This window comes from Paenalcaligenes sp. DL 309 (assembly GCF_057475285.1).
Genome location: NZ_JBYBKW010000004.1, coordinates 197946 through 212109, shown reverse-complemented (window position 1 = coordinate 212109; position 14164 = coordinate 197946). Strand labels below are relative to the sequence as shown.

At 46.5% G+C, this 14164-nt stretch carries 12 protein-coding genes; 10 read left to right on the top strand and 2 right to left on the bottom strand.

Going from position 1 to position 14164, the window contains the following annotated elements; genetic code table 11:
- The first annotated feature begins 16 nt into the window (after positions 1-16).
- From AC2UZJ_RS07335 to AC2UZJ_RS07315, 5 genes are all read left to right on the top strand, one after another.
- Positions 17-874: an endonuclease/exonuclease/phosphatase family protein gene (locus AC2UZJ_RS07335; RefSeq protein ID WP_486949481.1), complete on the top strand. Its 858-nt coding sequence runs from the start codon at positions 17-19 to the stop codon at positions 872-874.
- A 36-nt stretch (positions 875-910) separates the two neighbouring features.
- Entirely contained in the window at positions 911-2017 is a 1107-nt protein-coding gene (locus AC2UZJ_RS07330; protein WP_486949553.1) for an S-(hydroxymethyl)glutathione dehydrogenase/class III alcohol dehydrogenase, read from the top strand.
- A 13-nt stretch (positions 2018-2030) separates the two neighbouring features.
- Positions 2031-2888, top strand: a complete 858-nt coding sequence (gene fghA / locus AC2UZJ_RS07325) for an S-formylglutathione hydrolase (protein ID WP_486949480.1) — start codon at positions 2031-2033, stop codon at positions 2886-2888.
- Between the two features lie 152 nt (positions 2889-3040).
- On the top strand, positions 3041-3943 hold the full coding sequence (gene rpoH / locus AC2UZJ_RS07320) for an RNA polymerase sigma factor RpoH (protein ID WP_486949479.1): 903 nt from the start codon (positions 3041-3043) through the stop codon (positions 3941-3943).
- Between the two features lie 68 nt (positions 3944-4011).
- Positions 4012-5430, top strand: coding sequence for an MFS transporter (locus AC2UZJ_RS07315; protein ID WP_486949478.1), 1419 nt, complete (start codon positions 4012-4014; stop codon positions 5428-5430).
- Here the strand turns inward: AC2UZJ_RS07315 and AC2UZJ_RS07310 are convergent.
- Positions 5395-5901, bottom strand: coding sequence for a chorismate--pyruvate lyase family protein (locus tag AC2UZJ_RS07310; RefSeq protein WP_486949477.1), 507 nt, complete (start codon positions 5899-5901; stop codon positions 5395-5397). The genes AC2UZJ_RS07315 and AC2UZJ_RS07310 overlap by 36 nt on opposite strands.
- Before the next feature lie 57 nt (positions 5902-5958).
- On the opposite strand from AC2UZJ_RS07310, the gene panB reads away from it, so the two are divergent.
- The 4 genes from panB to AC2UZJ_RS07290 all read left to right on the top strand — a co-directional run bounded on the left by panB (position 5959) and on the right by AC2UZJ_RS07290 (position 11601).
- Positions 5959-6786, top strand: coding sequence for a 3-methyl-2-oxobutanoate hydroxymethyltransferase (panB, locus tag AC2UZJ_RS07305; protein WP_486949476.1), 828 nt, complete (start codon positions 5959-5961; stop codon positions 6784-6786).
- A 121-nt stretch (positions 6787-6907) separates the two neighbouring features.
- Positions 6908-7906 carry a TAXI family TRAP transporter solute-binding subunit gene (locus AC2UZJ_RS07300; RefSeq protein WP_486949475.1) on the top strand — a complete coding sequence of 333 codons (999 nt, stop codon included), beginning with the start codon at positions 6908-6910 and terminating at the stop codon, positions 7904-7906.
- A 96-nt stretch (positions 7907-8002) separates the two neighbouring features.
- Positions 8003-10630 carry a TRAP transporter permease gene (locus tag AC2UZJ_RS07295; RefSeq protein WP_486949552.1) on the top strand — a complete coding sequence of 876 codons (2628 nt, stop codon included), beginning with the start codon at positions 8003-8005 and terminating at the stop codon, positions 10628-10630.
- Positions 10631-10635: 5 nt separating this feature from the next.
- Positions 10636-11601: a pseudouridine synthase gene (locus tag AC2UZJ_RS07290; protein WP_486949474.1), complete on the top strand. Its 966-nt coding sequence runs from the start codon at positions 10636-10638 to the stop codon at positions 11599-11601.
- 3 nt (positions 11602-11604) lie between these two features.
- On the opposite strand, the gene AC2UZJ_RS07285 is transcribed toward AC2UZJ_RS07290, so the two are convergent.
- The gene (locus tag AC2UZJ_RS07285; protein WP_486949473.1) at positions 11605-12519 is read right to left on the bottom strand and encodes a LysR family transcriptional regulator; all 915 of its coding nucleotides are present in this window, start codon (positions 12517-12519) and stop codon (positions 11605-11607) included.
- Positions 12520-12679: 160 nt separating this feature from the next.
- Between AC2UZJ_RS07285 and AC2UZJ_RS07280 the strand changes: the two genes are divergently transcribed.
- The gene (locus AC2UZJ_RS07280; protein ID WP_486949472.1) at positions 12680-14161 is read left to right on the top strand and encodes a 2-hydroxymuconic semialdehyde dehydrogenase; all 1482 of its coding nucleotides are present in this window, start codon (positions 12680-12682) and stop codon (positions 14159-14161) included.
- Positions 14162-14164 lie beyond the last annotated feature (3 nt).

The following is a 14164-nucleotide window of genomic DNA, read 5'->3' as shown; positions in this document are numbered from 1 at the left end:
TCTTTAAAGGTGCTTTGTGTCCAGAATTCGAGTCGTTAGTTATAATATTCATAAAGGTCGTACTGCCACTGGCAACCGTGAATCTTTAGAAGACTTACGGCTCGGACTCTACAACTTATCGCCCGACCTCATGTTTCTTCAAGAGGTGCAAGGGCGTAACCAGCAGCAAAGCTCCTTAGATGCGCAGCATGAGTCCTTAGCGGCTGCTCTTGATATGCAGGCCGTTTATGGTCTTAACGCTATGCGTGAGCATACGGATCACGGCAATGCCTTGGTGTCGCGCTTTCCCATATTGCAGTATGAAAACCAAGACATCTCTGATCATCGTCTTGAGCAGCGTGGTTTATTGCACGCTGTCATAGAGGTGGGTGGTCAGCCAGTGCATTGCATAGTGGTGCACTTGGGTTTATTTGCTAAAGGTCGTACTCGTCAAACGCAGGCGTTGGTGCAACGTATCAAAGATATGGTGCCGCCTTATGAGCCACTTATCATTGCGGGTGATTTTAATGACTGGAGCAATAAACTGGCACCGCTGTTTGTAGAACAACTAAATTTATATGAAGTCTTTGCTTTTTCCCCCAATGCTGATCAGCGGCGTATGTTTAAGCTCACTAAACCAGTGCGCTGGTTACGAGACAGCATGGGTGGTCGCAAAGACAGTAGAATTATTACACCCACCCCTGAATTAGGTGCACATGGTGCGGCCCGTATGATCCCGCCACCGCGCACATTCCCTGCAGTATTTCCTTGGTTACGCTTAGACCGTATTTATCAACGCGGTTTTGCCGTACGTAATGCTCGCGTATTACAAGGTAGTCCCTGGACGCAATTGTCCGATCACGCCCCTATTTTTGCAGAATTAGAATTACCATAAATATAAATTCATTCCTTATCAGGAGTATTAACAATGATTAAAACCAAAGCCGCAGTCGCTTGGAAAGCTGGCGCTCCTCTCACCATCGAAGACGTAATGCTTGAAGGCCCTAAAGCCGGTGAAGTTTTAGTAGAAATTAAAGCCACGGGCTTATGCCATACTGATTTATACACCTTATCCGGTGCTGACCCTGAAGGCTTGTTTCCCGCTATTTTAGGTCATGAAGGTGCCGGTGTAGTGATGGAAGTGGGTGCTGGCGTTACTAGTTTGAAGCCGGGTGATCACGTAATTCCGCTTTACACGCCGGAGTGCAGACAATGTAAATCGTGTTTATCTCAGAAAACAAACCTCTGTACCGCTATTCGTGCCACGCAAGGTAAGGGGGTAATGCCTGATGGCACCTCACGTTTTAGCATTGATGGCCAGCCCATTCATCACTACATGGGGACTTCCACTTTTGCTAATCACATCGTGGTACCCGAAATAGCCCTAGCCAAAATACGCGAAGACGCCCCTTTTGATAAGGTTTGCTATATTGGTTGTGGCGTAACCACTGGCTTAGGTGCGGTTTTATACACCACCAAAGTTGAGGCAGGCGCAAATGTGGCGGTGTTTGGCTTAGGCGGTATTGGTTTAAACGTTATTCAAGCCGCTAAGATGGTGGGTGCAGATAAAATTATCGGTGTAGACATTAACCCCGCCCGCGAAGCCTTAGGTCGCCAGTTTGGTATGACAGATTTTGTTAATCCCAACGAAGTAGAAAACGTGGTAGATCACATCATTCAACTTACAGACGGCGGTGCTGATTACTCCTATGAGTGTATTGGTAATACCGAGGTCATGCGTCAAGCCTTAGAGTGTACGCATCGTGGTTGGGGTCAGTCCGTAATTATTGGCGTAGCAGAGGCTGGCGCTGAGATTTCTACGCGTCCTTTCCAGTTAGTTACAGGTCGTGAGTGGAAAGGTTCTGCCTTTGGTGGCGCACGTGGCCGCACCGATGTACCAAAAATTGTTGATTGGTACATGGAAGGCAAAATTAATATTGATGATTTAATTACACATCACTTACGTTTAGATCAAATCAACGAAGGCTTTGAGATGATGAAGCGTGGCGAATCCATTCGCTCCGTGGTGATGTATTAATAAGGAGATTTACATGACACAGGGATTAGAACTACTTAACGAGCACCGCTGTTTTAATGGCTGGCAGCGTTATTATCAGCATCATTCCGCCGAGATTGGTTTGCCCATGAAGTTTGCGGTGTATGTACCTGATCATGCGGCCGAAGCCCGTTTACCTGTGCTCATGTTTTTAGCTGGCTTAACGTGTACCGAAGACACGTTCACCACGAAAGCCGCTGCACAGCAGCACGCCTCTGAGCATGGCTTAATGCTAGTCATGCCTGACACCAGCCCCCGTGGTGCGGGTGCCCCGGGTGAAGACGATAATTGGGATTTTGGTACAGGTGCCGGTTTCTATTTAGATGCTACTACACCGGACTTTGCCAAGCATTACCGTATGGAATCGTATATTACCAAAGACCTATTAAAAGTGGTCACCACCGATTTACCCGGTGATGCGGCCCGCGTAGGCATTTTTGGTCATTCTATGGGGGGGCATGGGGCTTTGGTACTGGCACAGCGTCATCCTGAACTGTTTAAGTCGGTATCGGCCTTTGCGCCCATTGCTGCACCCACGCGTTGCCCGTGGGGAGAAAAAGCGTTTACTGGTTACCTAGGCACTGATCGCAGCGCGTGGGAGGCTTACGATGCCAGCCATCTTATGGGTCAGCAGACTAAAGCGCCTTTTCCCAATGGCATTCTTATAGATCAAGGTTTGGCAGATCAGTTTTTAGAGCGTGAACTGTATCCACATGTGTTTGAAGAAGCGTGCCTTAAAGTCGATCAGCCTCTTAATTTACGCCGCCACGACGACTTTGATCATGGGTATTTTTTCATTATGAGCTTTATCAAAGATCACATTGCGCATCATGCCAAACAATTAGTTAGTTAAGCGTAAAAAAGTGTATTAATTGAACTTAAAGCGGCTTTTTAGGTCTAATATAGCATATATAGTGGTAAAATTAGAATAATCACCACAGTTAAAAAGCATTAAAAAGCAAAATACGTTTAGGTTAAGGAGTAAGCTATTTGAAAGGACACAACATGACCAACAGCACAAATACATTGGCAATCCCAAATAATCAATTAGCGGCTGCTGTATCCAACCCCGGAGCATTGGGTACTATAGAAGCGTATATTACGGCCGTAAACCAGCAGCCCATGCTCACCCCAGAGCGGGAGTTAGAGTTAAGCCGTCGTTTACAAAAAGACGGTGATTTAGATGCTGCCCGCGATCTCATCATGTCGCATCTGCGCTTGGTGGTTTCTATTGCGCGCCAGTATTTGGGTTATGGCTTGCCACATGCTGATCTTATCCAAGAGGGTAATATTGGGCTCATGAAAGCCGTGAAACGTTTTGACCCTGAGCGTGGTGTACGTTTAGTGTCTTATGCGATGCATTGGATTCGCGCTGAAATTCACGAGTTTGTGATTCGTAACTGGCGTCTAGTTAAAATAGCCACCACTAAAGCACAGCGTAAATTGTTCTTTAATTTACGCCGCATGCGTCCTACAGATGGTGAAACTTTAGACCCAGATCAAGTGGATGATATTGCGCGTGAGCTTAATGTGCGTCCTCAAGACGTAGCTGAAATGGAGTTACGTATGTCAGGCGCTGAAATGGCATTAGAGTCTCCTTACGGTGATGACGACGACGATGCTAACTTTGCGCCCATTTCTTATTTATCTGATAGTGATCAGCTAGAGCCATCCGAAGTTCTAGAGCAGCGTGCTAATATACAGTTACAAGGCCCGGGCTTAGAGAATGCCTTAGAGCGGCTAGATGAGCGCTCACGCCGTATTATAGAAATGCGCTGGCTCCAAGATGATAAAGGCTTAACTTTGCATGAATTAGCAGCTGAATACGGTGTCTCAGCTGAGCGTATTCGTCAAATTGAGTCTGCTGCGTTAAAAAAACTACGTGGGTATTTAGAAGAAGCGCTGTAACACCCAACTCGCTGCAGCTTCCTTAACCCGCTACGGCGGGTTTTTGTTTCCATGCAGGGGGAGTAAAAATGACAACAACAAAGCAGTCAGCCTCTTGGGGCACTTTATTTTGCGGCCTTAATAGTTTGCGTGTGTTGGCCTTATGTGGTGGTGTTGCTTTATATGCCATTAATGTAAATGCCATAAACACCCTCTTGCCCTCCATAATTAAAGACATAGGTGGCTTAATGCTCTATAACTGGGCCACCAGCTTGTTTATCGCTGCCTCTATCTTAAGCGTGGCTTTATCTACCAGTTTCATTAGTTTTTTTGGCTTACGAGGTGCTTTTTTACTAGCAATTTTAGTGTTTATTATTGGTTCTATAAGCACAGCGCTTAGTACAAATATTTATTATTTATTAGGTGCGCGCAGCATCCAAGGCTTAGGCGGTGGTTTACTGTTAGGGTTAAGTTATATTGCGATACGCATGGTGTTTTTAGAGTCTTTGTGGTTGCGTGTGACGGCTCTTATATCAAGTATGTGGGGTGTGGCAGCGTTAGCAGGGCCTGCGGTGGGTGGAATGTTTGCTCAAAGTGGCCAGTGGCGTCTGGCTTTTATTGCTACTATACCGGTTGCGGTAGTGGTAGCTTTTTTAGTGTTTATGAGCCTTAAGCCGCGCGAGGAAAGTTATGAGCAGCCTCTACCTCATGTGCCTTTATTCAAAGCGGCTCTGTTGGTGTGGTCTGTGGTGGTCATTGCCTTTGGAAGTTTAAGCATTTCTTTGCTCATAACGGCCTTATCTTTAGTGATTGTATTAACCATTTTGTATGGTATTTCACGTGATGATATTAACCATCCCCATACCGCCTTATTCCCTCCTAATAGTTATAAGTTAAGTGAGCCTTTAGGCAGTCTCTATGCCAGCCTTGCGTTAATGAGCATGGTGCTAAGTATTGCGGTGTTTGTGCCGTATTATTTAGAAGATATTCATGGTCTGTCGCCAGTCTGGGCGGGTTATATGACAGCACTTATTCCAGCGGGGTGGGCTTTAGGGGCACTAAGCACGGTAAGATTAGTGCCCACATCAGCAAATAAGTTTTTTATTATAGGGCCGCTATTTTCTGCTCTATCTTTGGCATTGTTAGCCCTGTTTTTACCGTTACCGGCTTTAAGTAATTACATAGAATTATGCTGGGTGCTAGGTATACTTTTGTTTAGTGTGGGTTTAGGTCTGGGAGTGGTGGGGCCACATTTAGTGACGCGTATTTTTCAAGTGGCACCTTCAGGCCAAGAAAATCTCACTTCAGCGGCTATGATTACTATGCAGCTTTATGCGGTGTCTATAGGCATAGCGGTGGCCGGTGTGATTACCACTGAGGTGGGTTTGGATATAGATAGTACTTATACGCAGCTTAGTGCGCGCTTATTGTTTATGCTTTTTGCTATGCTACCGGTATTGCTTATTTTTGCATCACGGGCGGCGCGATTGGCTTTCAAAGCGCCATAGATCGGGTAAAAACACTTCACACACCAATACGTGCAAATCCCCTTTACTAAAGCAGGAGCGTCTGGCCCAGCAGTCCTGGTTTTGGTAGGGAGCAGGTAATAACCGAGCGGGGTAGGTCCATATATGTAACCGCCCTCGCACAAAGGCTTTATGCAAGGCTAAGACTTCACCTAAAGGCTTTGTGCCTAAGGCGGCCAGCGGAAAGTCACTTTTTTCTAAAGAGTCTTTGGTGGCAATACTACGAGCAAACACCCAAGGGGTACCATGACCTTTTAAATACACTTCGCGCACCCAAGCTGGGGTATCTAAGGGTACGTTTAACGCTTCAGCTTCGTCTAGGCGTAGGGGCAGCCAGCCTTCGCGTAGAGGTTGTACCTCAAAATTTTGTTTACTGAGCTTTTTCAAGCGCGCAGTCAGTGAGCCGGTTTCATATAGCCAGTCATTTAAGGTGCTATTGTCTATATTTGGCATGGTAAGGTTTAGTGTTTTAGTAATTTTCAAAGATAATAGTTTTTAAAGGTCGAATACATGAGTGTACATTCTGAAATCAAACGCCGTACAGTTCCTGAGCTAATGGCTTATAAAGGTAGCAAAAAAATTGTTTGCCTGACTGCCTATAGTGCGCCTATTGCTCGCTTAATTGATCCTGCCTTAGATCTGATTTTGGTGGGGGATTCCACAGCCATGGTAGGTTATGCCATGACAGACACGCTGGGCATTACTCTGCAGCAGATGGCTGATCACGGTGCCGCGGTGGTGCGTGCTACTCAACACGCTTGTGTAGTCATTGATATGCCTTTTGGTAGTTATCAAGTTTCACCCCAACAAGCCTTTGAAAATGCCGCTTTCCTATTGGCTCACAGTGGTGCTACTGCCGTAAAAATTGAAGGGGGATCGCCTTTAGCCGATACTACTCGTTTTCTAGCCGAGCGCGGTGTGCCGGTATTAGCGCACGTAGGACTCATGCCACAATACGTAAACACCATGGGCGGCTTCAAAGCCCAAGGCATGAGTGAAGAGGCCGCAGAACGCATTTTGGCGGATGCCAAAGCGCATCAAGAAGCAGGGGCTTTTGCAGTAGTGATTGAAGGCGTAGCCGAGTCTTTAGGGCGTCACATTACTGAAGAGTTGGCCATACCCACCATAGGTATTGGCGCCTCACCTGCTTGTGATGGGCAGGTATTAGTCACCGAAGATATTTTAGGGTTGAGTGGTGATCGTATTCCTCGTTTTGCGAAAAACTTTGGCGATGCTGCGAGCGTAATACGTGACGCAGCCCAAGCCTACGCCGATGATGTGCGTAGCGGAGATTTTCCTACCCTTGAGCATTGTTTTGGTGTGAAAAATAAAAAATAACGAGGTTTTCCCTAGGGAAATCACCGGTGCTACTTTGCATGCAGTAATGTAACATCATGCTAGTAAACAATAGGGGCAGTAACGCTTTTTTGGTGTTTACTGCCATATAGGAGATACAAATATGCGTAAGACTTTAAAACAAACCCTGCGTACTAAAGGCCTCACATTAAGCTTAGGTGCAGCACTTAGCGCCATGATGCTAGCGCCATTGCCCGCAGCTGCACAACAAGAGTTCATCAGTATTGGTACCGGTGGTGTGACGGGTGTGTACTACGGTGCCGGTGGTGCTATTTGTCGTTTGGTAAATAAAGACCGGGCAGATCACGGTTTACGTTGCTCGGTAGAGTCCACAGGTGGTTCTGTATTTAATGTCAATACCATTAAAGCGGGTGAGTTAGATCTAGGCGTGGTGCAATCAGACGTAGGTTATAACGCTTATAATGGTGAGGGCCAGTTTAAAGAGTCTGGCGCTTATGATAAATTACGCTCTGTGTTTTCTATTCACCCTGAGCCCTTTACCGTAGTAGTAGGTAAAGATAGCGGTGTAAAAAAGTTTGAAGACCTTAAAGGCAAGCGCTTTAACGTGGGTAATCCCGGCTCTGGTACCCGAGCCTCCATGGATCAGCTACTTGGCGCCATGGGCCTTGATAATAGCTTCTTCTCCTTAGCATCTGAGTTACGTCCTGATGAGCATGGCCAAGCGCTGTGTGATGGCAAAATTGATGGTTTTTTCTACGGTGTAGGCCATCCTTCCGCAAACATTCAAGATCCTACCACCACATGTGGTGCACAGATTGTTGAGCTCACCGGTCCGGCTGTAGATGAGTTGGTAGAAAAGTATCCTTACTACGCTAAGGTAGATATTCCGGGTGGTCTGTATCCCAATAATGAAAATGATATCCCCACATACGGTGTGTTGGCGACTTTTGTGAGCTCTGCAGACGTAGATGACGACGTAGTGTACGAAGTAGTGAAGGCCGTATTTAATAATTTCGACGACTTCAAACGCTTACACCCCGCTTTAGGTCACCTCGTTAAAGAAGACATGGTGAAAAATGGCTTATCTGCCCCCTTACACCCTGGTGCAGAAAAATTCTATAAAGAGCAGGGCCTGCTATAAATCATAATTACTTATTTGTTTGATTAACTTAGCGGGCTGCCCCAAAAGGGTAGTCCGTTTTAGCTCAAGCTCACTGCATCGCTAATAACCAAAAGGATTCCTATGAGCACCACGCCTACAGAGCAAGATCTGCATAAGCTCGTTGAGGAAGTGGATCGTGGTGGCCGTAACGTCGGTGGCGTTGCTGGTGCCATCGTCTTCACTGTTGCCTTATGCTGGGCTTTTTTCCAGCTGTGGTATGCCTCCCCGCTACCATTTACTTTTCACTTTGCTATTTTTAATGATACCGAAGCGCGTGCCTTGCACTTAGGTATCGCTATGTTTTTAGCGTATTTGGCCTATCCTGCCACCAAACGCTCTCCCAGAGAGCGTATTCCTATTCATGATTGGGTTTTGGCGCTGATGGCAGGATTTTGTGGTGCTTATCTTTATATTTTCTACAATGAGTTAGCCACTCGTCCTGGTATACCCACCACCCTGGATGTGGTCACCGCCAGTATAGGTATTATCTTGTTGCTTGAAGCCACGCGCCGCGCTTTGGGATCACCCATGGCGGTACTAGGCACCGTGGTGATTTTGTATGTGTTTTTAGGGCCTTGGTTGCCAGACGCTTTGGCGCATAGAGGGGCCTCTATAGAGCGTTTAATGTCGCACATGTGGTTAACCACTGAAGGCGTGTTTGGGGTGGCATTGGGCGTTTCGGTGTCCTATATTTTTATTTTCGTCATGTTGGGCTCGCTCTTAGATAGAGCCGGTGCGGGTAATTACATGATGCAGGTGTCTTTTTCCCTTTTAGGGCATTTGCGCGGTGGACCAGCCAAAGTGGCAGTCTTGTCTTCAGCGGTCAATGGGGTGGTGTCAGCCTCTTCTACTGCCAACGTAGTAACCACCGGTATTTTTACCATTCCCTTAATGAAACGCTCTGGTTATGGGGGCGTGCGTGCGGGGGCGATTGAAACGGCGGCTTCAGCCGATGGCCAAATTATGCCACCCGTTATGGGCGCAGCCGCTTTTCTAATGATTGAATACGTAGGTATTCCTTATACTGACATCATTAAACATGCGCTGCTACCCGCTATGCTGTCGTATATTTCCCTGTTTTATATTGTGCATTTAGAGGCATTGAAGCTGGGTTTACAGCCCATGGAAGCCGCTGCTACTTCACGTACGGTGGTGCAAAAGGTGGCTAGAGTGGGCATGGGGATATCCGGCACGCTTATTGTAGTTGCACTTATCTACTGGGTAGGAGTGGGTACACAATTGCTGTTCCCACAGTATGCCTTTGGAATACTAGCCAGTTTATTGCTTATTTTATATGTGAGCTTGGTGGCGGCGGCTTCACGTCATGAAGATTTACCTAAAACTATTAGCGTCACTGATCCTGTACGCCCACAGATTTGGCCCACAGTGCGTACTGGGCTTTTCTTTTTAATCCCACTGGGTGTGTTGGTGTGGAGCCTGACTATAGAACGTTTATCGCCGGGTTTATCAGCATTTTGGGCCGTGATTTGTATGCTGACCTTAATGCTCACGCGCAAACCCTTACAGGCGTTATTCCGTAAACAAAATATCGCTGCTGCCTTAGCGATAGGTATTAAAGATACCGTAGACGGCTTGCAGTCTGGCGCTCGTAATATGGTGGGTATTGCTTTAGCGTGTGGGACGGCGGGGTTGATTGTGGGGGCGGTGACCCTTACCGGTTTAGGCTTACGCATGACAGCCTTCGTAGAGATTGTCTCTATGGGTAATGTGCTTATTATGCTGGGCTTTACCGCTTTGGTGTGTTTGGTGTTAGGTTTAGGCATGCCTACCACGGCTAACTACATCTTAATGGCCACCTTGATGGCACCTGTGGTGGTAGAGTTAGGCGCGCAAAATGGCCTGATTATTCCGCTGATTGCCGTCCATATGTTTGTGTTTTATTACGGTCTGATGGCAGATATCACCCCTCCCGTAGGTTTGGCTACTTTTGCGGCAGCGGCTATTGCGCAAGAAGATCCCTTACGTATTGGTCTACAAGGGGTGAAGTATGCTTTGCGTACTGCCGTGTTGCCTTTCATGTTTATCTTTAATCCGCTGCTGTTATTAATCGGCATTGAAACTTGGTATGGTTTGGTGCTGGTAGTGGTGGGATCCATAGCGGGGTCTTTAGCTTTTGCCTCGGCCACGATGGCGTGGATGCGGGTGAAGTCGTCTAAGCTTGAGGTGGTGCTTTGCTTGCTGGTGACTTTTATGATGTTTCGCCCGGATTGGTTTATGAACCATTATCAGGAAGAGTACATTGATTTACCGGCAGCACAGATTTATCAGGCAGCTGCTGACTTACCCGAAGGCAAACGTTTTGTAGCGGTGATCAATGGTATGAATTTAGAGGGTGATGAATTCACTAAAACCGTAGCCACTATTTTGCCACCTTTACCTGAAGGCTCAGACTTAACAGGGGAGGCCGCCGGCCGTAAGCGTCTTTCTGATGCGGGTATAGGTATTATGGCTTTTGGTGATATGGTGCAGATCTCAAGCATTAGTTTTGGTAGCCAAGCCCGTAGAGCCGGTTGGGAGCAAGGCTGGGATGTGATTGCCGTCAAGCAGCTTAATCCAAATCGTCCGTCTGATTATTGGGTGTATTTCCCCGCCTTTTTCATCCTGTTATTTGTGTGGTTACGCCAAGGGCCGCGTTTACGTAATGAGCCGCAGCCCATTATGCAGGCAGGGCAAATAGCATAATAGATATGATTAAGGCAAAGAAAAAGGCAAAGGCCATAGCGCCTTTGCCGGCCCGTAATGGCATTGCTCCTAGCCGCGTTTGGTTAGCCGAAGGCAGCTGGAGCACCATCGGGCAGTTTTTAGTTGAACGCTTTCCTCATGTGACTGAGACTGATCTACGCTGGCGCTTAGAACGCGGTGATATTGTAAATACCCTTGGCCAGCCCATGGCTTTTGATATGCCGTATCAGCCGCAAAGTAAACAGTGGCTTTGGTATTATCGTCATGTACCCAATGAGGTGCCGGTGCCTTTTGAGATGCCTATTCTCTATGCCGATGATAGTCTTATCGTAGTCGATAAACCGCATTTTTTAGCTTCTACCCCCGGGGGCCAATACTTGCAGCATACCGCCTTAACGCGTGTGCGGCAGCACTTTAATGATGTGGCCATTAGCCCTTTGCACCGCCTAGATCGTGAAACCGCCGGTATATTATTGTTTTGCCGCAAACCAGAATTACGCGGCGCCTATCAAACCTTATTTCAAAATCAGCAAATACAGCGCGTGTACGAAGCCATCGCCCCCGCACAGCCTGATCCGTCTATACAATTCCCACTGCGCTACAGCAGCCGTCTAGAGCAACCTAAAGATCAGTTGTTTGTGGAGGAAGTCTCTGGGGAGCCCAATAGTTTTACAGATATTGAAGTTCTGGAAACTTATCGCGGGTCTGGCTCGCCGCTACAATATAGTCTTTATCGCTTAAGGCCTTTGACGGGGCGTAAACACCAGCTGCGCGTGCACCTCAATGCCCTAGGCACCCCTATTTTTAACGATAGCTATTACCCCCAACGTCCCGCCGAACCGCAGCCTGATGATTACAGTAAGCCGCTGCAGTTATTGGCAAGGAGCATAGCTTTTGTGGACCCGGTTTCGGGGCTAGAGAGGGAGTTTGTCTCAGAGCGGGCATGGCCCGATCTTCACTGGGGCGTTTAGCAGTTAATTTAGCCCATGCTCGCGATTGGGAGCAGGTCTCACAGTTTTCAAAGTGTCTATAAAACGTTGACAAGCTGGTGTGATGGGTCTGTCTGTATGTAGGGTATAGCCAATTTCCCCTAACGGAATGGGGTTTTTTAAAGGTAGCATATTCAATAACCCTAATTGAATAAAGCGATGTGCTACTGAGCTAGGCATTAGGGCAACAAAGTTAGAGTCAGTCAATATGGCTAAGTTTGTCATGATAGAAACAGATTCAATGACTCGTAACGGGGTTTTAATATCTAAATCGTTAAAGAATTGCTGTACGGCCTTACCGGCAGCAGTAGCAATAGGTGGAATCAGCCAACTTAAGCTTTGGCTCTTAAACCAGTTCTCATTTAATTGAGTGGCTAAAGGGTTTTCTCTTCCCACTACCGCGCATAAGGTTTCTTCAAATAGCGGCGTATGTAATAAGTTTTGTGGTGCAGAATCAGACGGCAAAATCCCTAATACTATATCTACTTCACCATTGGCCAATTCTGGATACAGTTTGGTATTAACACCCACTTTGATTTCAATAGTGACATTGGGCGCTAAATCCTTTAAGCGTAGAATCGCTCTAGGTAAAAAATCCGCTGAGGCCGTCAACATAGTGCCCACTACAATTCGGCCTGAAATCCCTGTATTCCACTGATTTAAATCATCGACTAAGTGGCGTATATCTGTGGTTAGTTTTTTTACATGCTGCTCAAGCATTAATCCAAACTCTGTGGGTTGCACACCTAGAGTGGTGCGTATGAAGAGTTGTTGTCCTAATATTTCTTCTAGATCTTGAATAGTTTTGGTAACTGCTGGTTGGCTCAAATGCAGAGTTTTAGAGGCTGAAGAAATCGACCCATGAGTTAAGACCGTCTCAAATATATAAAATTGAGACATGCGTAAACGCTTAGATAGACTAGAGATTGAGTATTGCATGAGGGTTATTGCTAATATTCGAATTAGTTATACGGAGGGCGTTTTATTTGATTATTCATATTAATACTAGCTGTATACACTAAGAGTAGCACTTTTTTCAATTCCAAACGGGGAGTTCGCTGTGTTCTCTTATGCCTTGCCTGTTAATCTTAAAAAATCACGTAACTATGTGAATGGGCGCTTTGTTGCCACCCCTCAAACTTTTGAAAACATTAGCCCACTGACTGGTGAGTGTATTGGAGAAGTGTGCGAGGCGGATAAAAATTTAGTCAATGAAACGGTAAACGCTGCTCGACAAGCTTTAAATGGCCCCTGGGGCAAAATGAATGTAAATGAGCGTGCTGATTTACTGCATAAAGTGGCCGATATTATTGAACGGCGTTTTGATGATTTTATTAGCGCTGAGGTGCTAGATACCGGCCGTCCTCTAGCGCAGGCGAGACGCTTAGACGTTTATAGGGGCATCCATAACTTACGTACCTTTGCAGACTTAGGACGCCAAGCGGCAGATAAATGTTATGAAACTCACCTGCCCGACGGCTCACAGTTATTAAACATAACTAAACGCAATCCCGTAGGCGTGGTGGTAAGTATTTCGCCGTGGAATCTGCCCTTACTTTCCTTAACTTGGAAAGCGGGTGCTGCCTTAATTTGTGGTAATACCCTAATTTGTAAACCTTCTGAAGAAACCCCTTCCTCTGCCACCTTAATTGCTGAGGCTTTTGATGAAGCAGGAGTCCCTCCAGGGGTTTTTAATGTGTTGCATGGTTTTGGTAAAGACTCCACGGGTGAATTTCTAACTCAACACCCAGACATAGATGCGGTCACCTTTACTGGTGAATCGGGCACAGGCAGTGCCATTATGAAAGCGGTTGCTGATGGTGTGAAACCCGTTTCTTTAGAGCTAGGCGGTAAAAACGCGGCCATTGTTTTTGAAGATGCAGACATAGAGGCAGCAGTTCAAGGTGTAGTGCGCTCTAGCTTTACCAATACGGGTCAGGTTTGTCTGTGCACAGAACGTGTGTATGTTCACCGTTCTATTTTCGATCGCTTTCTCAGTGCCCTCAAAGAAGAGACAGAAAAATTAAACATAGGCTGGCCGCATGAAGAAGCTGTTTTTATGGGGCCATTGATATCGAAAGGGCACCGTGAAAAAGTGTTGTCTTATCTGGATCTAGCAGTAGAAGAAGGTGCCACAGTAGTTACCGGGGGTGCTATTCCGGTCTTTAATGATAAGCGTGACGACGGCGCTTTTATTCAGCCTACCATTTGGACGGGGCTCAGTGATGAGGCGCGTTGTATGCAAGAGGAGGTTTTTGGGCCGGTGTGTCACATTGCTCCTTTTGATGATGAGCAAGAAGTCATTGAGCGGGCCAATAATACTAAATATGGTTTAGCCGCTGTGCTATGGACGCAGAATTTATCTAGAGCTCATCGTGTTAGTCCACAAATTAAAGCCGGAATTGTTTGGATTAACCACTGGTTTGCTCGTGATTTACGCACACCGTTTGGCGGCAGCAAATTGTCAGGCTTAGGAAGAGAGGGTGGAGACTTCTCCTTAGATTTCTATTCGGAAACGACAAATATCAGTATTCGTATTTAATTT

Excerpts from the sequence above, each read along its gene's own strand:
- fghA (WP_486949480.1), top strand. The coding sequence starts at position 2,031 with ATGACACAGGGATTAGAACTACTTAACGAGCACCGCTGTTTTAATGGC.
- rpoH (WP_486949479.1), top strand. The coding sequence starts at position 3,041 with ATGACCAACAGCACAAATACATTGGCAATCCCAAATAATCAATTAGCG.
- AC2UZJ_RS07315 (WP_486949478.1), top strand. The coding sequence starts at position 4,012 with ATGACAACAACAAAGCAGTCAGCCTCTTGGGGCACTTTATTTTGCGGC.
- AC2UZJ_RS07310 (WP_486949477.1), bottom strand. The coding sequence starts at position 5,901 with ATGCCAAATATAGACAATAGCACCTTAAATGACTGGCTATATGAAACC.
- panB (WP_486949476.1), top strand. The coding sequence starts at position 5,959 with ATGAGTGTACATTCTGAAATCAAACGCCGTACAGTTCCTGAGCTAATG.
- AC2UZJ_RS07300 (WP_486949475.1), top strand. The coding sequence starts at position 6,908 with ATGCGTAAGACTTTAAAACAAACCCTGCGTACTAAAGGCCTCACATTA.
- AC2UZJ_RS07290 (WP_486949474.1), top strand. The coding sequence starts at position 10,636 with ATGATTAAGGCAAAGAAAAAGGCAAAGGCCATAGCGCCTTTGCCGGCC.
- AC2UZJ_RS07285 (WP_486949473.1), bottom strand. The coding sequence starts at position 12,519 with ATGTCTCAATTTTATATATTTGAGACGGTCTTAACTCATGGGTCGATT.